This window comes from Hydrogenophaga soli (assembly GCF_054777695.1).
Genome location: NZ_BAAHAK010000005.1, coordinates 329,427 through 348,051, shown reverse-complemented (window position 1 = coordinate 348,051; position 18,625 = coordinate 329,427). Strand labels below are relative to the sequence as shown.

The following is an 18,625-nucleotide window of genomic DNA, read 5'->3' as shown; positions in this document are numbered from 1 at the left end:
ACGTGGTCCGGCAAGCGGGTTGACGTCCCGTCTCAGCGGTTTGTCTCGGTTTCGAACAGTTTCGCGAGGGATTGAACGCCGTGCAGCGGCAACGCGAAGCGGAATGTGTTCACCCGAAAGGGTGTTGGAGTTGCAAACCCGTCGACCCACTGCGTGGTGTCAATGCGGCGTGAGCCGGGCGACCTGGGCCGGGTGTTCCTTCAGGCGCTCGGCCACTTGGGCCGCAGAAGGGGGTTGGCAGCCTGTTTGCTGCACGCACCAGCTGGCACTGGCCACGCCGCGTTGCAGCAGGGCGGTCACGGTGGGGGTGTCCAGCACCGGGCCATGGGGCGGTGGGGTGTGCAGGCGTTGCAGGGCATCGGGCTGCGCGGCGAGGGCCGCCAGCAGGCCGGCCAGGAAGCAGTCGCCCGCGCCCACGGTGTCGGCCACGGTCACGGGGGCGGCTTCCCGGGCGTGCCACACATGGCCGTGGCGGTCCACCCACAGGGCACCTTCGGCCCCCAGGGTCAGGGCCACGGCGGCGGCCCGGGTTTGCTGCAGCAGGGCGTGCACGGCGTTCAGCGGTGCTTTGCCCGCTTTCAGCAGGCCCAGGGTGTCCAGGTCGTCGTCACTCACCTTGATGATGTGCGCTTGCCACAGCGCGTCGGTGACGCTGCGGCGGTAGGCCGCCATGTCGGCCACCACGGCGGGGCGCAGGTTGGCGTCCACCACCACCAGGCGACCCCGGTCGCGTTGGGTTTGCAGCCAAGGCAGGTAGGCGTGGGTGTCGGCGGGCATGAGGGCCAGGCAGCCAGTGGCCACCACGGCCAGCCCGGGTGCCAGGTCGCAGGCCTGGGCCATGCCGGTGGCGCTCACGTCGCGGTCGGCCACGCCTTCGCGATAGAAGCTGTAGCTGGCCTTGCCTGCCGCGTCCAGGCCCACCACGGCCAGGGCGGTGGGCAGGGCCGCGGCTTCGGTGCGGGCCAGGTGCACCCCGGCATTTTTCAGCCCGCGGGTCAGGCGTTGGCCAAAGCCGTCGGCCGACAAGGGGTTGAGGTAGAGCGTGCCCACGCCTTGCAGACCCAGCGCACGGGTGAGGTTGTAGACCGCCCCCCCTTCGCAGGGGTTGAGGCGGCCATCGGCCTCGGTGAGCATGTCCATCAGCGCCTCTCCGGCGGTGGCGACTTGAATCAGACCGGGCAGGGTTTGGCTAGGGAAAACCATAATTAAAACAAATTGATTTAATAACTCAAGGGCGACTATAGTTCATCCCACTTCAGGTCGCGTTGCGTGAAAACCCGAGTGGGCGTGCAGCGACGGAAGTCGTCCATTCATCTCCAGGAGACACCTCATGAAAGCCTTGTTCCCCGTTGCTGCATTGTCCGCGTTGTCTTTGGCGGCCGCCTCTGCGTTTGCCGCCGAGCCGGTGGTGGGCCTGATCACCAAGACCGAGTCCAACCCCTTCTTTGTGAAGATGAAAGAGGGCGCCGACGCCGAGGCCAAGAAGCTGGGAGCCAAGCTGCTGAGCGCCTCGGGAAAGACCGACGGCGACACCGCCGGCCAGATCACCGCCATGGAGAACATGGTGGCCGCCGGGGCCAAGACCATCCTCATCACCTCGTCGGGCGATGCGATCATCCCCACCATCAAGAAAATCCGCGCCCAGGGCGTGCAGGTGATCGCCTTGGACAGCCCCGTGGCCGAGGCCGACGCCCTGTTTGCCACCGACAACTACAAGGCCGGTGTGCTGATCGGCCAGTACGCCAAGGCTGCGCTGGGCGGCAAGAAACCCGTCATCGCCACGCTGGACCTGTTCCCCGGCCACCCGGTGGGTGCCCAGCGCCACAACGGTTTCCTGCAGGGTTTTGGCCTGCAAACGCTGGATGCCAAGAGCAACGAGCTGGCCAAACCGGCTGAAGTGGCTTGCATGGCCGACAGCTTCGGCGACGCTGCCAAGGGCCAGACCGGCATGGAAAACTGCCTGCAAAAGAACCCCGACATCAACCTGGTCTACACCATCAACGAACCTGCGGCTGCCGGTGCCTACAAGGCGCTGAAGGCGGCGGGCAAGGAGAAGGATGTGGTCATCGTCTCGGTGGATGGCGGTTGCCAGGGTGTGAAGGACGTGGGTGCGGGCGTCATCGCAGCCACCAGCCAGCAGTACCCGCTGAAAATGGCCGCCATGGGCGTGGCCGCTGGTGTGCAGTACGCCAAGGACGGCAAGCGCCAGGCCGGCTACACCGACACGGGCGTGACCCTGATCGCCGCCAAGGCCCAGGCCGGTGTGCAAAGCGCCGACGTGAAGACCGGCCTGGACCTGTGCTGGGGCAACAAGTAAGCCGTTTTCGCCATGACCGCCCTCAAAGCCAAACTGCCGCCCATGCCCCCGTTGGGGACGCTGGGGCCTTTCATTGCCCTGGTGCTGGCCTGTGCCTTCTTCTCGTTCCAGCACGAGCGGTTTTTGACCGTGCAGAACTTCGCGCTCATCCTGCAGCAGGTGATGGTGGTGGGCACCATCGCCATCGGGCAGACGCTGGTCATCCTGACGGCGGGCATCGACCTGTCGTGCGGCATGGTCATGGCGCTGGGCTCCATCGTCATGACCAAGATGGCGGCGGACTTCGGCCTCAGCGCTCCGGTGGGGATTGCTTTGGGGATTCTGGCCACGGCGGGTTTTGGCCTGGTGAACGGCTTGCTGGTCACCCGGGTCAAGCTGCCGCCTTTCATCGTCACGTTGGGTACGCTCAACATCGCCTTTGCCATCACCCAGCTGTACTCGGGGGCGCAGACCATCACCCAGATCCCCGAGGGCATGAACTTCTTTGGCGAAACCTTCGGTCTGGGCGGCTCGCGGGTGGCCTATGGCGTGGTGCTGATGCTGGCGCTGTACCTGGGCATCTGGCTGTGGCTGCGTGAAACCGCGCCGGGCCGCCATGTGTACGCCGTGGGCAACAACCCCGAAGCCACGCGGCTGACCGGCATTGCCACCGACAAGGTGCTGCTGGGCGTGTACGTGCTGGCCGGGGTGTTCTACGGCATCGCGTCCATGCTGGCCGTGGCCCGCACCGGCGCGGGAGACCCCAACGCCGGGCAAACCGAGAACCTCGACGCCATCACCGCCGTGGTGCTGGGTGGCACCAGCCTGTTTGGCGGGCGCGGCGTCATCCTGGGCACCTTGGTGGGCGCGCTGATCGTGGGCGTGTTCCGCAACGGCCTCACCCTCATGGGCGTGTCGTCGGTCTACCAGATCCTGGTGACGGGCATTCTGGTGATTCTGGCGGTGGCCACCGACCAGCTCTCTCGCAAGGGAGGGCGCTGACCATGCAATTTCAAGTCAACACCCACCCGGCCCCCGGGGCCGACGCACCGCTGGTGATGCAGGCCAAGGGCCTGGTCAAACGTTACGGGCAGGTGACCGCGCTGGACGGCGTGGATTTCGAACTGCGGGCCGGTGAAATCATGGCCGTCATTGGCGACAACGGCGCGGGCAAGTCCAGCCTCATCAAGGCCTTGTCGGGTGCGGTGGTGCCGGACGAAGGGCAGATCCTGCTCGACGGCCAGCCCGTGCACTTCAAGAGCCCCATCGACGCCCGGCGCGCTGGCATCGAAACCGTCTACCAGGACCTGGCCGTGGCCCCTGCCATGACCATCGCCGAAAACCTGTTCCTGGGCCGCGAGCTGCGCCGCCCGGGTGTGCTGGGCCGCCTGCTGGGCCTGCTGGACAAGAAGAAGATGCTGGATGAAAGCATCGCCCGCATGAACGACCTGAAGGTGGGCATCCGCAGCATGACGCAGGCGGTGGAAACCCTCTCGGGCGGTCAGCGCCAGTGCGTGGCCGTGGCCCGTGCGGCGGCGTTTGCCCGGCATGTGGTCATCATGGACGAACCCACCGCCGCGCTGGGCGTGAAGGAGGGCAACATGGTGCTGGAGCTGATCCGCCGCGTGCGCGACCAGGGGCTGCCCGTCATCCTCATCAGCCACAACATGCCGCATGTGTTCGAAATTGCCGACCGCATCCACATCGCCCGCCTGGGCAAACGGGCCTGCATCGTCAACCCCCGCAAGATCAGCATGAGCGACACCGTGGCCGTGATGACCGGGGCCATGGCCCCCAGCGAACTGCCCGCGGAGGTTCTATGCTGAAAGGCATCGACCCCATCCTCACGCCCGAGCTGCTCAAGGTCATGGCCGAAATGGGCCACGACGACACCCTGGTGCTGGCCGACGCCAACTTCACCGCCATGAGCCTGGGGGCGGGCAAACCCGTCATCCACCTGCCCGGTGTGGACATGCGCCGCGCCGTGCAGGCCGTGGTCAGCCTGCTGCCCTTGGCCGAGGACATTGCCCACCCGGTGGAGTGCATGCAGGTGGGCGGCACCGAGCCCCCCTACCTGAGTGCCTTGCAGCGCGACGTGGCCGCCCATTTGCAAGGTTTTTTGGCCCCTGACGCTTCTGTGAAAAGCGTGGAGCGCTATGCTTTTTATGAGCAGGTCAAACGCGCCTACGCCATCGTCCTGACCGGCGAGCGACAGCCCTGGGGCAACTTCATCTTGCACAAGGGTGTGATCGGCGACACTCTGCAACCGTGACACCTCCACGCAAATCCATTCCCACTGACCCTGCCTGCCCCCCTGCCGCCGCGCCCCTCAAACCCCGCGGTTCCAACCATGTGGGCCTGCGGCAATTCAACGAACGGGTGGTGTTGCAAACCCTGCGCACCCACGGCCCCAGCCCCAAGGCCGAGCTGGCCCGGCTCACGGGGCTGACGGCGCAGACCATCGGCCTCATCACCGCACGCCTGGACGAAGACGGTCTGCTGCTCAAACAGGCCCCGGTGCGTGGCAAGGTGGGGCAGCCGTCGGTGCCGCTGGCCCTCAACCCCGACGGCGCGTTTGCCATCGGCATCAAGGTGGGTCGCCGCAACACCGACTGGCTGCTGGTCGACTTCACCGGCCAGGTGCGCCAGCGCCTGCAAATCACCTACGCCTACCCCGAGGTGCCCGTGCTGCTGCCCGCGTTGCGCGCCAACCTGCGGGCACTGCTCGACGGCCTGGGCCCAGGCCCCGGCAGCCTGCGCGAGCGCGTGGTGGGCGTGGGCGTGGCCGCACCGTTTCACATGGGCGGCTGGCACCGCATGCTGGGCCTGTCCGACACCCAGGCCGATGCGTGGGCTCACCTCGACCTGACCGCCGAAGTGCAGGCCATGACCGACCTGCCCGTCAGCTTTGCCCGCGACACCCTGGCCGCCACCGTGGCCGAGCTGCTGCAAGGCCGTGGGCGCGAGCTGGCCAACTTCTTGTACCTGTTCATCGACACCTTTGTGGGTGGCGGGCTGGTGCTCAACTCGCACATCCACAAGGGCCTGCACGGCAATGCGGGGGCGGTGGCGTCGCTGCCGCTGCACACCGCCTTGTCGTCAGTGCATGGCACCGTGCCCCAGCTGCTGGCGCAGGCGTCGGTGTGGACGCTGGAGCAGCGCTACCTGGCCCAGGGCCTGGAAACCGCTGCGGCCTACGACGACCGCGCCCTGCAAACCCCCTGGCTGCCCCACACCCAGGCGTGGTTGGCTGAATGTGCGCGGGCATTGGCACATGCCATCGTCTCGGGCACAGCGCTGCTGGACATGGACGCGGTGGTGGTTGACGGCTCCATTGCCGCCCCGCTGCTGCACGAGCTGCTGGAGCGCACCCGCCAGGCGCTGACGCTGTACGACTGGCAGGGCCTGTTCGATCCGCCCCCGCTGCTGCTGGGGCAGATGGGCGCTGACGCCCGGGCCTTGGGTGGGGCGTTGCTGCCGCTGCACGCCAGCTTTGCCGCTGACCGGGATGTGTTCCTGAAGGCTTGAGGCGGGGTGCGTGCCGGGGCCGGGCGCTCCTCTGTGCACGGTGTCACAACCGGCTACCACCACGGTCGGCTGAGGCCGCCCAACAATGGGTCTCCGTTTTCACCCACACAGGAGACAAGCATGGCAGCCCAAAAAATTCTGATGATCTGCGGCGACTACTGCGAGGACTATGAAACCATGGTCCCGTTCCAGACGCTGCTGGCCGTGGGCCACACGGTGCACGCCGTGTGCCCCGACAAACAGGCGGGTGAGCAGATCAAGACCGCCATCCACGACTTTGAAGGTGCGCAGACCTACAGCGAAAAGCCGGGCCACAACTTCGCCCTCAACGCCAGTTTTGCCGACGTGGTGGTGCAGGACTACGACGCCCTGGTCATCCCCGGCGGTCGGGGGCCCGAGTACCTGCGCACCTACCCCGCCGTGGTGGCCATGGTGAAGCACTTCTTCGACACCGGCAAACCCGTGGCCGCCATTTGCCATGGTGCGCAGCTGCTGGCGGGGGCCGACGTGCTGAAAGGCCGCACCTGCTCGGCCTACCCGGCCTGCCGCTACGAGGTGGAGCGCGCCGGGGGCACCTATGCCGACATCGCCATTGACGGAGCCCACACCGAGGGCAACCTGGTCACCGCCCCGGCCTGGCCTGCCCACCCGGCGTGGATGGCGCAGTTTCTGGCCCTGCTGGGCACCCGCATCAGCCTCTGAGGCCCTGGGGCGTGCTGGTTTGCACGCGTTGACGGGGTGGGGGCCAGGGCGCATGCTGCGGCGTTGGTCACCTTCCCGTGCGGCGCTGCTCGGCACCACAGGGCAGGGCCCGCCACCGGAGAGACGCCATGTGCCAAGTGTTCATCAGTGCCGACCCTCACCTGTACGAATGCCGTGCCCGCTCTGTGCGTCTGCATGGCGTGGCCACCAGCATCCGGCTGGAAAACCTGTTTTGGCAGGTGCTGGACGACATCGCCACCCGCGACGGCATGGGCGTGCCCCAGCTGTGCACCAAGCTGTACGACGAGCTGGTGCAGCAGCGCGGTGAAGTGGACAACTTCGCCTCGTTCCTGCGGGTGTGTTGCGGGCGCTACCTGGCCTTGCAACTGTCGGGCGGCATCCCGCAGGACAGCCGCATCCCCATTGCCAGCCTCAATGCCGAGCGGGTGCTGGCCACCGAGCGGCAGCCTTTGCGCCTGGACGCCTGCCAACCCCAGGCGGCCTGAATCAAGCGACCTGAACCGGCTAGGGCGGCTCAGCCCAGCAGCGCCTGCGCAAACTCGCGGGCGTTGAAGGTCTGCAGGTCTTCCAGTTTTTCACCCACACCGATGAAGTACACCGGCACCGGGTGTTCCCGGGCAATGGCGGCCAGCACGCCGCCCTTGGCGGTGCCGTCCAGTTTGGTGACGATCAGGCCGGTCAGCTTGAGTGCGTCGTCAAACGCCTTGACCTGGGTGAGGGCGTTCTGGCCGGTGTTGCCGTCGATGACCAGCAGCACCTCGTCGGGGGCGCTGGCCTGGGCCTTTTGCACCACGCGCTTGATCTTGCGCAGCTCTTCCATCAGGTGCAGCTGCGTGGGCAGGCGGCCGGCGGTGTCCACCAGCACCACATCCTTGCCGCGGGCCTTGCCGGCGGCCACGGCGTCGTAACTCACGGCGGCAGGGTCGCCGCCTTCCTGGCTGACGATGTCCACGGTGTTGCGCGTGGCCCAAACGCCCAGCTGCTCGCGCGCCGCGGCGCGGAAGGTGTCGGCTGCGGCCAGCAGCACGCTGGCCCCGCTGTCGGACAGGTGGCGCGTGAGCTTGCCGATGCTGGTGGTCTTGCCCGCGCCATTGACCCCGGCCACCATGATGACGGTGGGTTCGTCCGCCGCGCCCAGCGCGGGGTTGCGCAGGCTCACGGCCAAGGGTTTTTGCAGCGGGGTCAGCAGCTCGGTGAGGGCATCGGCCAGCAGGCCTTTGACCGCCGCGGGGTCGGTGGTCTTGGTGTCTTTCACGCGGCGTTTCAGGTCGGCCAGCAGGTGCTCGGTGGCCTTGACGCCGGTGTCGGCCATCAGCAGCGCGGTTTCCAGCTCTTCGTACAGCGCGTCGTCGATCTGCGTGCCGGTGAACACCGTGGCAATGGCGCTGCCGGTTTTCTTCAGCCCGGCCTTGAGCTTGTCCAGCCAGCCGGTGCGCTCGGGCTTGGCCTGGGTGTTGTCCACCGAGGCCGAAGCCTGCACGTCAGCCGAGGCGGGCACCAGGGTCGGTGCCGGAGCAGGGGCCATCGCAGGCGGTGTGGCAGGCGGAGCGGTCACGGGCGCGGCGGGTACGGGCTGCGCCGGTGCCGTGGCCGCCGGGACGTTGGGCACCGCGGCGGCAGGAGCGCTGGGTGAAACAAGGGCTTCAGCGGCGGGCGCAACGGGGGTTGGCGCCGGGGGTGAAACAGGGACCGAAGCGGGCGGTGCCACCGTGGGGGCAGCGGCGGGAGGGGGGGCAGCGGGTTTTTTTCTGAAGAATGAGAACATTCCAAGCTTTCACAAGTCCATGCCATTCTATGAAAAGCATGCATTCCTTTCGGGGGCGAACCCAGGCCACCGTTCTCTTGGGGGCCCTGGTGGCGGCGCTGGCGGTGTGGGGGCCTCAGGGCACCGCACGGGCACAGGCCCCGGTACAGGCTCCATGGGCGTCCTCCGCCTCGGCGCTGGTGCCCACCTCTTCGGTCTCGGGGGCGCAGCGGCCTGTCTGGCAACGTGTAGGCCCGGTCTTCCAGACCGTGTTGCCCAATGGCTTCACCCTGCTGGTGCAACCGGATCGGCGTGCGCCCACCGCCGTGCACATGCTGTGGGTTCGGGTGGGCTCCACCGACGAGGTGGACGGCACCAGCGGCGTGGCCCATGTGCTGGAGCACATGATGTTCAAGGGTACGCCCACGGTCAAACCCGGTGAATACTCGCGCCGCATCGCGGCCCTGGGCGGCCGCGACAACGCCTTCACCAGCCGCGACATGACGGCCTACCACCAGCAGTTGCCCGCCAACCAACTGGAAGAGGCCATGCGGCTGGAGGCCGACCGTTTTGCCCACAACCAATGGAGCGACGACGAGTTTCGCCGCGAGATCGAGGTCATCAAGGAAGAGCGCCGCCAGCGCATCGACGACCAGCCCGCGGCCCTGCTGGGCCAGGCGCTGGCCGCCACGGCCTGGCAGGCCCACCCCTACCGCCGCCCGGTGATCGGCTGGATGAGCGACCTGGAGTCCCTTCAACCCGACGACGTGCGCCAGTTCCACCGCCGCTGGTATGTGCCCGCCAACGCCGCCATCGTGGTGGCGGGCGATGTGGACCCCGATCAGGTGCTGGAGCTGGCCCTGCGCCACTACGGCCCCATTCCGGCAGGCATGGTGCCCGAGCGCCGCCCGCAAACCGAACCCACCCAGGTGGGCCAGCGCAGCCTGCAGCTCAAGGCCGCGGCCGAGCAGGCCCAGGTCATCCTGGCCTACGCCGCGCCCAACCTGAGCGACCCCGCCGCTGGTGATGCCGACAGCCGTGACGCCTTGGCGCTGACCTTGCTGGCTGCGGTGCTCGATGGGCACGAGGGGGCCCGCCTGGGCCGGGCCCTGATCCAGCGCACCGCGGACCAGCGGCTGACCGATCAGGCGGGGGCCGGTTACAGCGGCGGCGGGCGAGGCCCCGCCCAGTTCCTGCTGGATGCCACACCGGCCGCAGGCCGTTCGGTGGTCGAGGTGGTGGCCGCATTGCAGGCCGAGGTGCGGCGCGTGGCCGAGCAGGGCGTGACCGAGGCCGAGCTGAACCGCGTCAAAAACCAGTGGCGGGCGGCCGAGGTCTACAAGCTCGACGCCGTGTTTGCCCAGGCCCGCCAGCTGGGCGGCCATTGGGTGGCCGGCTGGCCCGCCGATGCCGACCGGCTGCTGATGGACAGCCTCATGCGCATCACGCCCCAAGACGTGCAGGCCGTGGCCCAGCGCATCCTCAACCCCGACCGGCTCACCCAGGCAGAACTGGTGCCCGACGCCCAGGCCCTGGCCCAACGCCGCGCCGCCGCCAGCCAGCGCCCGCGCCTGGACATTCGCCATTGACCGATGCCCCACGGCATTGGGGTGGTGGGCATATCTTTTTCATGGGTTCAGTGGTCATGCAAAAATACATAGCAAACACATCAATCAAATCAAGCGCTACAGTCCTTTTTTGTTTGATGTTTTTTGGGGTGGCTGCGCAGGCGGCACCTCGGGTGGAGCGTTGGCAGCACCCCAGCGGTGCCCAGGTGGCGTGGGTGGAGGCGGCGGGCATTCCCATGCTGGACCTGCGGGTCGATTTCGACGCGGGCTCGCGCCGCGACCCGGCCGATCAACCCGGTCTGGCCGACGCCATGGCCCTGATGAGCCAGCGCGGTGTGGCCGCCAGTGCGACCGAACCTGCGTTGGACGAAAACGCCCTGACCGAGCGCTGGATGGACCTGGGCGCGCAATGGTCGGTGTCCGCCAGCCCAGATCGGTTGAGCGTTCAGCTGCGCACCCTCACCGATGCCATGGTGTTGAATGCGGCGGTTGGCCTGGCCGCCCGCGCCTTGGCTCAACCCGCCTGGACCGCCGCCGATCCCGCCAGCCGTGCCGCCCTGCAAACCGTGTGGCAGCGCGACCGTGAGCGCTGGGCGGCCCAGTGGCGCAACCGCCAGGTGCAGCCCGACGCGGTGGCCTGGCAGCGCTTTCAGGGCGCGGTGTACGGCAGCCACCCCTACGGGGCCGTGCCCACCCCGGACAGTTGGGCCCGCATCACCCTGGACGACATGCAGCGTCACTGGCAACGCCATGTGCAGCCCTGCCACGCTCGGGTGAGCCTGGTGGGGGCCGTCAGCCGGGCGCAGGCCGACGCCCTGGTGTCCACGCTGATGGCGGGCTTGCAAAACACCGGTGCGGCACGGCCCGCGGGCGGCGCGTGCAGTGCCTTGCCGCCCGTGCCCGAGGTGGCCCCCTTGCAGGCCGCCCAGACCCTGCGGGTGCCCATGGACACGGCCCAGACCCACGTGCTGCTGGGGCAGCCCGGCCACACCCGGCGCGACCCGGACTTCTTCCCGCTGCTGCTGGGCAACTACGTGCTGGGCGGCGGGGGTTTTGTGTCCCGCCTGACCACCGAGGTGCGGGAGAAACGCGGCCTGAGCTACGGGGCCTACAGCTACTTCATGCCCGGTGAACACGCCGGGGCCTTCATGGCCGGTTTGCAGACCCGCCCCGAGCAGGCCGACAACGCCCTGGCCGTGGCCCGCGAGGTCATTGCCGGGTTCGTGGCCCAGGGACCCACGGACGCCGAATTGAAGGCCGCCAAGGACTTCATGGTCAACGGCTTTGCCCTGCGCATCGACACCAACCGCAAGCTGCTGGACAACGTGGCCAACATCCTCTGGTTCGACCTGCCGCCCGATTACCTGCAAACCTGGACCGAGCACATCCAGGCCGTGACGGTGGCCGACATCCGCCGCGCTTTTGCCCGCGTGTTGCTGCCCCAGCGCATGGTGGCCGTGGTGGTGGGCGGCAAGGCCAAAGACTGAGTGGCGGGGACCGTTATGCTCGGTCCCCATGTCCGCATCGCATTCTTCTTCTCGCCCCCCGTCGTCCAAGCCAACCACTGCCCGCAGGCCGGTGCCCAAGGCCCCCCCGCACGAGGTCCGCATCATCGGTGGGCTGTGGAAGCGCACCCCGCTGTCGGTGCCCGATTTGCCCGGCCTCAGGCCCACACCGTCCCGGGTGCGTGAAACCCTGTTCAACTGGCTGGGGCAGGACTTGCCGGGCTGGCGCTGCGTGGATGCCTTTGCCGGCAGCGGGGCGCTGGGGCTGGAAGCCGCATCGCGCGGTGCCACTGAGGTCCTGATGGTGGAGCAAGACGCCACCCTGGTCGCCAACCTGCGCAAGGTGGTGCAAAAGCTCAAGGCCCACCAGGTCAAGGTGGACCGGGGTGATGCGCTGGCCGCCCTGCAGCGCCTGGCCGGGCAGGGCTGGGACCTGGTGTTCCTGGACCCGCCGTTCGGGGACGATGGCAACCCGGTGTTGTTCACCCAGGCCCTGAAGGCGGCGCGGGCCGCCTTGCACGAGACCCGGGGCCAGGTCTACCTGGAGTCCCCCCGCGCCTGGACCGACGACGAGCTGGCCCCGCTGGGCCTGCGCATCCAGCGCCAAGGCAAGACCGGTGCGGTTCACCATGCGCTGCTTGCGGGGATACCGCTGCCCGGATAATCACGCCTTTGCTTTTTTCTTGACAGACATGACTCGCACAGCGGTTTACAGCGGCACGTTCGACCCCATCACCCTGGGCCACGAAGATGTGGTGCGCCGTGCGGCGGGCCTGTTCGATCGGCTCATCGTGGCCGTGGCCATGGCCCACCACAAGAACACCCGCTTCACGCTGGCCCAGCGCATGGCCTTGGCCAAGGACGCGCTGGCCGACCTGCCGGGCGTGGAGGTACAGCCGTTCGATGGGCTGATCATGGACTTCTGCCGCCAGCAGGGGGCCACCGCGGTGGTGCGAGGCATCCGCAACGTGACCGATTTCGACTACGAGGCCCAGATGGCCGCCATGAACCGCAAGCTCAACCCGGCGGTGGAAACGGTGTTCCTGCTGCCGCAGGCCGAGTTGCAGTGCATCTCCAGCACCCTGGTGCGCGAGATCGCCAAGCTGGGCGGCGACGTGTCCGCGATGGTCAGTCCGGGGGTGGCCGCGGCGCTGCGTCCCCCGGTGGTGCAGGCCTGAGGAGACACCATGGCCCTGATGATCACCGCCGAGTGCATCAACTGCGATGTGTGCGAGCCCGAATGCCCCAACCAGGCCATCTACATGGGGGAGGAACACTACGACATCGACCCCCACAAGTGCACCGAGTGTGTGGGGCATTTCGACGAACCACAGTGCATGCAGGTGTGCCCGGTGAGCTGCATCCCGGTCCACCCCGAGCATGTGGAAACCCGCGAAACGCTGATGCAGAAGTTTGAGCGCCTGCAACAACAGGCCAAGGTGGCCTGACGCCCGTCACTCCGCCGCGGGGGGCGCCACAGGTTTGGGTGGCTTGGGGCGCGGGGGCTTGCTGGTGTGGATTTGCACCGTGGCCTTGTCCATGCGCCCGGCCACCAGGTCGTCCACGGCCTTCAGGCTGCGTTCAATGGCCTGTGCAATGGCGTCACGGTGCTCCGGGCTGGGTTTTTTCAGCACCCAGTTCACCACTTCGGCCTTGTCGCCGGGGTGTCCAATGCCCAGGCGCAGGCGCCAGTAGTCGGCACTGCCCAGTTGGCCATGGATGTCGCGCAGGCCGTTATGGCCCGCGTGGCTGCCGCCCAGCTTGAGTTTGGCTTCGCCTGGGGGCAGGTCCAATTCGTCGTGGACCACCAGGATTTCAGACGGTTGGATCTTGAAGAAGCGCGCCAGCGCCGCCACCGACTGCCCCGACTTGTTCATGAAGGTCTGGGGTTCCAGCAACCAGACGGTTTGACCGGCCACCGTGGTGCGCGCCGCCAGCCCGTAGTAGCTGCGCTCGGGCTGCAGGCGCACCTTCCAGTGCGAGGCCAGGGCGTCGATCCACCAGAAACCGGCGTTGTGGCGGGTGTCGTCGTAGTCGGGCCCGGGGTTGCCCAGGCCCACAAACAGCTTGATCATGGTGTGGCCGCAGTTTCAGCTCAAAAAAAAGCCCGCTGGCAGGAGCGGGCTTCGCGGGTGAGTGGCCGTGTCGGGCCACCCAAGGGCTTTATTTCTTGCCCTTGCCCTTCTTCTTGTCGTCGGTCTTGGTTTCTTGGACCACGACCACTTCGGGTTCGGGTTCGACCAGGGTGGCCAGGGTCTGGTTGGGGCGGCCATGGGTGACCACCTTGGTGTTGGCGGGCAGCACCAGGTCCTTCAGGTGGATGGACTGGCCCTTGACGGCTTTGCTCAGGTCCACGGTGATGAACTCGGGCAGGGCCGTGGCAAAGCACTCCAGTTCCACTTCGTTGGCCACGTGGTTGACCAGGCACTTGTCTTCCTTGACGGCAGGCGAATCTTCAGCGCCGACGAAGTGCAGGGGCACCTTCTTGTGCAGACGGGTGGTGGCGTCCACGCGCTGGAAGTCCACGTGCAGCACCAGTTGCTTGAACGGGTGGTATTGCACGTCACGCAGCAGCACTTGGCTGGTCTGACCGGCCAGTTCCATTTCCAGGATGGAGGCGTGGAAAGCTTCCTTCTTCAGGGCGTGCCACAGGGCATTGTGGTCCAGCTCGACTTGCACGGCGGGCGTGGCGCCACCGTAGACGATGCCTGGGGTACGACCGGTGTTGCGGAGACGGCGGCTCGCACCCGTGCCCTGCTTGGCGCGCTCGAAAGCGACAAATTTCATCATGATGAGACTCCTTGTGAGGCACACCCCGCGACCAGGGCACACCTCGGTTTCAAAAACGAACCCCGCCGGATGCGGGGTTCGAGGGTGGTGTTCACACGGTCAGAACAGGTGGTCCTGATCGGCAAACAGGCTCATGACCGACTCACCGGACGCGATGCGCGAGATGGTCTCGGCAATCAGCGGGGCCACGGAGAGTTGGCGAATCTTGTGGCAGGCCTGGGCGGCCTGGCTCAGCGGAATGGTGTTGGTCACCACCACCTCGTCCACCGCACCCTTGGCGATGCGCTCCACGGCGGGGCCAGACAGGATGGGGTGGGTGCAGTAGGCGTAGACGTTCTTGGCGCCGCGCTCCTTGAGCACTTCGGCGGCTTTGACCAGCGTGCCGGCGGTGTCGATCATGTCGTCCATGATCACGCAGTTGCGCCCTTCGATGTCACCAATGACGTGCATCACCTCGGACACGTTGGCGCGGGGGCGGCGCTTGTCGATGATGGCCATGTCGCAGTCCAGCTGCTTGGCCAGGGCGCGGGCGCGCACCACACCCCCGACGTCGGGCGACACCACCAGCAGGTCGGAGTAGTTCTTCTGGCGCAGGTCGCCCAGCAGGACCGGCGAGGCGTAGATGTTGTCCACCGGGATGTCGAAGAAGCCCTGGATCTGGTCGGCGTGCAGGTCCATGGTCAGCACGCGGGACACGCCCACGGCTTGCAGCATGTTGGCCACCACCTTGGCGGTGATGGGCACGCGGCTGGAACGGGGACGACGGTCCTGGCGGGCGTAGCCAAAGTAAGGGATGACGGCGGAAATGCTGTCGGCCGAGGCGCGCTTGAGGGCGTCCACCATGATGATGAGTTCCATCAGGTTCTCATTGGTGGGGGCGCAGGTGGACTGGACCACGAACACGTGGCGGGCACGCACGTTCTGGGTGATTTCCACCGACACTTCGCCGTCGGAGAAGCGGCCCACGTTGGCAGCCCCCACGGTGGTGCCCGTGTGTTTGGCAATTTCGGTGGCCAATACCGGGTTGGCATTGCCGGTGAAAATCATGAAATCAGGGGTGGGTGCTTGCATGATGCCTGTCCAGCAGTGCTCTTTGAGCTGACCAAAGAAAATCGCCGACGGGTGTCGGCGATGTCTGGTGAATGTTTTGGCAGGGGAGGAAGGACTCGAACCCTCGCATGCCGGAATCAAAATCCGGTGCCTTGACCAACTTGGCGACTCCCCTACGCAGGATGATCCGAAGATCAACCGAAACCGTTTCGCATTGTAACCGCTTCGTGGCAGCCGGATCGCTCAGATCCATCGCTTGAGCGGATGCTCCGGCAGGCTGTTGGCTGTTGCCAGAAACCACTCTTCAGGGGCTGCTGGCAGCGTCAACGTGTTGACTGCAGGAGCGAACACTGCACTTCCAGAACCCGTCATCCGGCCTTGAAGGCCTTGCCGGGCCAGCCAGTCGATGCAGTGCCGAATGCTCGGGCAATGCTGTTGCGCGACAGGCTGAAGGTTGTTGCATCCAAACAGCGTGCTGTTTGTTTTGCAGTGATCAGCGAAGCCTTGCATTGTAGCAGCTTTTGTGTCGCGTTTCAAATTTGGGTCGGAAAAAATGGCAGCGGTCGGCAAACCTTGGGGGGGCTTCACCACCAGATAGCGTTGGGGTGACCAGTCCAGGGGCTGAAGCTGCTCGCCAATGCCTTCGGCCCAGGCGTTGTCTCCGAACAGGAAAAAGGGGACGTCGGCCCCCAGTTGCAGGCCCAGGCGCATCAGGTCGGTTCGGCTGAGGTGTGTGTTCCACAGTCGGTTGAGTGCCAGCAGCACGGTGGCGGCGTCAGAGGAACCGCCGCCCATGCCCGCTTGCGACGGAATGCGCTTTTGCAGGGTGATGTGCACGCCGCATGCACTGCCAGTGGCTTGTTTCAGCAGCTTGGCGGCTTTCACGCTGAGGTCGTCGTGCGGCAGTGCTTCCGATGCATGGGGACTCTGCAGGTCCTCGCGCGACACTTGCCCGTCGGTGCGAAGGCAGAGGTGCAGGGTGTCGTGCAGGTCCAGCAGCACAAAGGCCGATTGCATCAGGTGGTAGCCATCGGCCCGCCGCCCGGTGATGTGCAGGAACAGATTGATCTTGGCCGGCGCGGGCAGGTCGTACAGGGTTTGCATGGCAAAAGGATCAGCGGGCGATCGTGTCCAGCACGATGCGCACGTCGGCGTCGCCTTGGGCGTCGCTGCGGTGGGCGCCCAGGCGACCTTGGGGCAGGTCTTTGAGGTCAGCGGTCCAGCCGTTGGTGGATGGATCCTGACCGTTCAGCCAGGCAAAAACCATTTCAAGGGGCAGTGGCTGGCTGAGCGCGGTGCTGATCAGCGATTGAATGTCCGGGTAACGCATGCGCTGGCCGCCCTGTTCCAGCTCGGCCAAACCCGGTGACCACCGGGCGGTGGCCAGTGTGGTGCCCAGCGGGCTGGTGAGCGTGAGCATGCCGACTTCCGGGGTGCCACTGAGTTCGAACGATGCCGTCATCCGCTGCGGCTTGGGCTGGGTGGTGGAAATGCTGATGCGTCCACTCCAGTACGGGGCATCTTCATCTTTCAGCGCTCCAGCGCTTTTTACATTTGCGCAAGCAGCTATGAAAAATGTAGCAATCAGTGCGCCCAACATCCGAAGCCCGCGGACCCGCAGCGCCGTGCGGCTTGGGGTGCTCACCATGGCACTTTCAGCCGCTGCACGGTCTGCTTGAGCAAATCGTTGTCGGGTTGCATGGCCTGTGCCCTGCGAAAGTGCTCCATGGCCGCCGGTTGTTGGCCCAGGACCCACAGGACTTCTCCCAGATGGACGGCGATTTCGGCGTCCGGCCGTGCGGCGTAGGCGATGGTCAGGTTTTTCAGTGCCTGGTCCAGGTTGCCCATGCGGTATTCCACCCAGCCCAGGCTGTCGGTGATGAAGGGGTCCCCTGGTGCCAGTGTCAGGGCCTGCACGATCAGGGCCTTGGCTTCGGGCAGGCGTTCGTTGCGGTCGGCCAGCGAATATCCCAGGAAGTTCAGGGCATGGTGGTGGTCCGGTTTGAGTCGGAGCACCTCGCGCAGCAACCGCTCCATGTCGTCGTGGTGCCCCAGTCGCTCGGCCACCGTGGCTTGCTCGTACAGCAGGTCCTGGTCGCCGGGCATGAGGGCGACGGCCTGGGCCAGTCGGTCGTAGGCGGCCTGGAGTTGGCCCGCGTCTCGCAGCACCTGAACTTCGGCCAACAAACGGGCGCGGTTGCCGTCGTCGGGGTTGTCGGCCACCGAGCGGATCAGGTCAACGGCTTGTTGCCATTGTCCGGACCGCACCAGCAGGCCCGCCCGGCGGGATTGCACACGCAGCGGGTCTTCGTTGTCCTCGATCTTGTCCAGCCACTGGCGGGCTTCGTCCAGGCGATGCTGTTCTTCGGCAATTTGCGAGAGTGACAGGTAGGCTTGGTTTCTTCCGCGTGCAAAGGTGTCGGTGGTGGCCACGTCAGGGGCCGCCAGGAAACGCTGGAAGCTGCGCTGCGCGGCTTCCAGCTTGCGTGACTGCAGTTGCAGGGCACCCAGCATCAGCCAGCTCTCGGGAGGGGACTGGTCGGCCTGTGGGCCCGAGGTCAGTTGGTCGAGTTGTCGTTCGGCTTCGTCCCAGCGCTCGGTGCGCAGCAAATGCCGGGCGTAGGCCAGCCGCACAGGGCTCAGCTGGGGGTGCCGTTCCAGCAACGTAACCACCCATTGCTCGCTCACGGGGGCTGTGCCGCCCAGCCATTCCACGGCCAATACCCCGGCCAGGTTGGATGGCACGGGCGCGGCCAGCGCCTGCTTCAAGGTGTCGGCGGCCTGAGCTTCTTGACCCGCGGCCCGCTGCACCCGTGCCAGCGCCGCTTGTGCGGCAGCTGCGGTGGCGGGCGTGTCCCGCCACGTGCGCAAGCGCGGCGCCACCACTTTCAGCGCCGTCTGTGGATCGCGGCTCTGGCTGTAGATCTGGCCGATGGCATCGAGCAAGGCCACCCGTTCGCTGTCCGGGGTCAGGTCCAGCAGCTTGGTCAGGTGAGGGCCGGTTTCATCCGTCCGTTGCAGGCTGAGCAGCACCTGCACCAGCACGCGCAGGGGTTCCGGATCGTTGGGCAGGGAGGCGCTCCAGGCTTTGGCGGCATCCACCGCCGACTCTCCAGACCGCGCTTGCAGGGCCAGGTGGATGGCGCGTTTGAACAATTCGCCGTCTCCCGACTTTCGCCCCGCGTTCAGGATCAGCGAGTAACCAGCGCCCGGTTCACCCAGCTGGACCTCGATTTCGCCCAGGAGCGTGAGGTACACCACTTCTGCGTTGTTGAAGGCCGTGCGGCTGCGTTCGATGGCTGCCTTGTCCTGTCCATGGGCCAACGTCAGGGTGCCCGCGGCAAGGGCGGCACAAGCCAAACGTTGGAGGAGGTGCCGCGTCTGGCCAAAGGGACGTTTCAGGGTCATCGGTTCATCATAA

20 protein-coding genes and 1 tRNA gene are annotated in these 18,625 nt (G+C 66.6%); 12 read left to right on the top strand and 9 right to left on the bottom strand.

Translation table 11 applies throughout. The features are described from left to right. Window positions 1–159 precede the first annotated feature (159 nt). A complete protein-coding gene (locus ACYVB7_RS11800; RefSeq protein WP_460507731.1) occupies window positions 160–1,203 on the bottom strand; it encodes a carbohydrate kinase family protein in 1,044 nt (347 codons plus the stop codon). Between the two features lie 127 nt (window positions 1,204–1,330). Between ACYVB7_RS11800 and ACYVB7_RS11795 the strand changes: the two genes are divergently transcribed. The 7 genes from ACYVB7_RS11795 (at window position 1,331) to ACYVB7_RS11765 (ending at window position 7,032) form a co-directional block, all read left to right on the top strand. Next, the gene (locus ACYVB7_RS11795) at window positions 1,331–2,317 is read left to right on the top strand and encodes a sugar ABC transporter substrate-binding protein (RefSeq protein ID WP_460507730.1); all 987 of its coding nucleotides are present in this window, start codon (window positions 1,331–1,333) and stop codon (window positions 2,315–2,317) included. A gap of 12 nt (window positions 2,318–2,329) precedes the next feature. Beyond that, window positions 2,330–3,298, top strand: coding sequence for an ABC transporter permease (locus ACYVB7_RS11790; RefSeq protein ID WP_460507728.1), 969 nt, complete (start codon window positions 2,330–2,332; stop codon window positions 3,296–3,298). Between the two features lie 2 nt (window positions 3,299–3,300). Further along, a complete protein-coding gene (locus ACYVB7_RS11785; RefSeq protein WP_460507726.1) occupies window positions 3,301–4,122 on the top strand; it encodes a sugar ABC transporter ATP-binding protein in 822 nt (273 codons plus the stop codon). Then, entirely contained in the window at window positions 4,116–4,568 is a 453-nt protein-coding gene (locus tag ACYVB7_RS11780; RefSeq protein WP_460507724.1) for an RbsD/FucU family protein, read from the top strand. Before ACYVB7_RS11785 ends, ACYVB7_RS11780 begins: the two co-directional genes overlap by 7 nt. Continuing rightward, complete coding sequence (locus ACYVB7_RS11775) at window positions 4,565–5,824, top strand: ROK family transcriptional regulator (RefSeq protein ID WP_460507722.1); 1,260 nt, start codon at window positions 4,565–4,567, stop codon at window positions 5,822–5,824. Before ACYVB7_RS11780 ends, ACYVB7_RS11775 begins: the two co-directional genes overlap by 4 nt. Before the next feature lie 120 nt (window positions 5,825–5,944). Then, window positions 5,945–6,526: a DJ-1/PfpI family protein gene (locus ACYVB7_RS11770; protein WP_460507720.1), complete on the top strand. Its 582-nt coding sequence runs from the start codon at window positions 5,945–5,947 to the stop codon at window positions 6,524–6,526. A gap of 128 nt (window positions 6,527–6,654) precedes the next feature. Further along, complete coding sequence (locus ACYVB7_RS11765; RefSeq protein WP_460507718.1) at window positions 6,655–7,032, top strand: ribbon-helix-helix domain-containing protein; 378 nt, start codon at window positions 6,655–6,657, stop codon at window positions 7,030–7,032. Window positions 7,033–7,061: 29 nt separating this feature from the next. On the opposite strand, the gene ftsY is transcribed toward ACYVB7_RS11765, so the two are convergent. Next, window positions 7,062–8,312 carry a signal recognition particle-docking protein FtsY gene (ftsY, locus tag ACYVB7_RS11760; protein WP_460507715.1) on the bottom strand — a complete coding sequence of 417 codons (1,251 nt, stop codon included), beginning with the start codon at window positions 8,310–8,312 and terminating at the stop codon, window positions 7,062–7,064. Window positions 8,313–8,350: 38 nt separating this feature from the next. Between ftsY and ACYVB7_RS11755 the strand changes: the two genes are divergently transcribed. The 5 genes from ACYVB7_RS11755 to ACYVB7_RS11735 all read left to right on the top strand — a co-directional run bounded on the left by ACYVB7_RS11755 (window position 8,351) and on the right by ACYVB7_RS11735 (window position 12,812). Beyond that, window positions 8,351–9,880, top strand: a complete 1,530-nt coding sequence (locus ACYVB7_RS11755) for a M16 family metallopeptidase (protein ID WP_460507713.1) — start codon at window positions 8,351–8,353, stop codon at window positions 9,878–9,880. A 116-nt stretch (window positions 9,881–9,996) separates the two neighbouring features. Continuing rightward, window positions 9,997–11,346 (top strand): M16 family metallopeptidase, encoded by a 1,350-nt coding sequence (locus ACYVB7_RS11750; protein ID WP_460507711.1) that lies wholly within the window; start codon window positions 9,997–9,999, stop codon window positions 11,344–11,346. A 28-nt stretch (window positions 11,347–11,374) separates the two neighbouring features. Then, entirely contained in the window at window positions 11,375–12,028 is a 654-nt protein-coding gene (rsmD, locus tag ACYVB7_RS11745; protein WP_460507709.1) for a 16S rRNA (guanine(966)-N(2))-methyltransferase RsmD, read from the top strand. Window positions 12,029–12,056: 28 nt separating this feature from the next. Next, window positions 12,057–12,542: a pantetheine-phosphate adenylyltransferase gene (coaD, locus tag ACYVB7_RS11740; RefSeq protein ID WP_460507707.1), complete on the top strand. Its 486-nt coding sequence runs from the start codon at window positions 12,057–12,059 to the stop codon at window positions 12,540–12,542. 9 nt (window positions 12,543–12,551) lie between these two features. Next, on the top strand, window positions 12,552–12,812 hold the full coding sequence (locus ACYVB7_RS11735; RefSeq protein WP_460507705.1) for a 4Fe-4S dicluster domain-containing protein: 261 nt from the start codon (window positions 12,552–12,554) through the stop codon (window positions 12,810–12,812). 6 nt (window positions 12,813–12,818) lie between these two features. On the opposite strand, the gene pth is transcribed toward ACYVB7_RS11735, so the two are convergent. The 7 genes from pth to ACYVB7_RS11700 form a co-directional block, all read right to left on the bottom strand. After that, entirely contained in the window at window positions 12,819–13,439 is a 621-nt protein-coding gene (pth, locus tag ACYVB7_RS11730; RefSeq protein ID WP_460507703.1) for an aminoacyl-tRNA hydrolase, read from the bottom strand. 88 nt (window positions 13,440–13,527) lie between these two features. After that, entirely contained in the window at window positions 13,528–14,151 is a 624-nt protein-coding gene (locus ACYVB7_RS11725; protein ID WP_460507792.1) for a 50S ribosomal protein L25/general stress protein Ctc, read from the bottom strand. A 102-nt stretch (window positions 14,152–14,253) separates the two neighbouring features. Further along, window positions 14,254–15,225: a ribose-phosphate pyrophosphokinase gene (locus ACYVB7_RS11720; RefSeq protein ID WP_460507701.1), complete on the bottom strand. Its 972-nt coding sequence runs from the start codon at window positions 15,223–15,225 to the stop codon at window positions 14,254–14,256. A gap of 77 nt (window positions 15,226–15,302) precedes the next feature. Next, window positions 15,303–15,379 (bottom strand) — tRNA-Gln (locus ACYVB7_RS11715). 68 nt (window positions 15,380–15,447) lie between these two features. Further along, entirely contained in the window at window positions 15,448–16,308 is an 861-nt protein-coding gene (gene ispE / locus ACYVB7_RS11710) for a 4-(cytidine 5'-diphospho)-2-C-methyl-D-erythritol kinase (protein WP_460507699.1), read from the bottom strand. Window positions 16,309–16,318: 10 nt separating this feature from the next. Further along, window positions 16,319–16,852 carry a lipoprotein insertase outer membrane protein LolB gene (locus ACYVB7_RS11705; RefSeq protein WP_460507697.1) on the bottom strand — a complete coding sequence of 178 codons (534 nt, stop codon included), beginning with the start codon at window positions 16,850–16,852 and terminating at the stop codon, window positions 16,319–16,321. After that, complete coding sequence (locus ACYVB7_RS11700; protein WP_460507695.1) at window positions 16,846–18,612, bottom strand: tetratricopeptide repeat protein; 1,767 nt, start codon at window positions 18,610–18,612, stop codon at window positions 16,846–16,848. The genes ACYVB7_RS11705 and ACYVB7_RS11700 overlap by 7 nt, the downstream gene beginning before the upstream one ends. Between the last annotated feature and the right edge of the window lie 13 nt (window positions 18,613–18,625).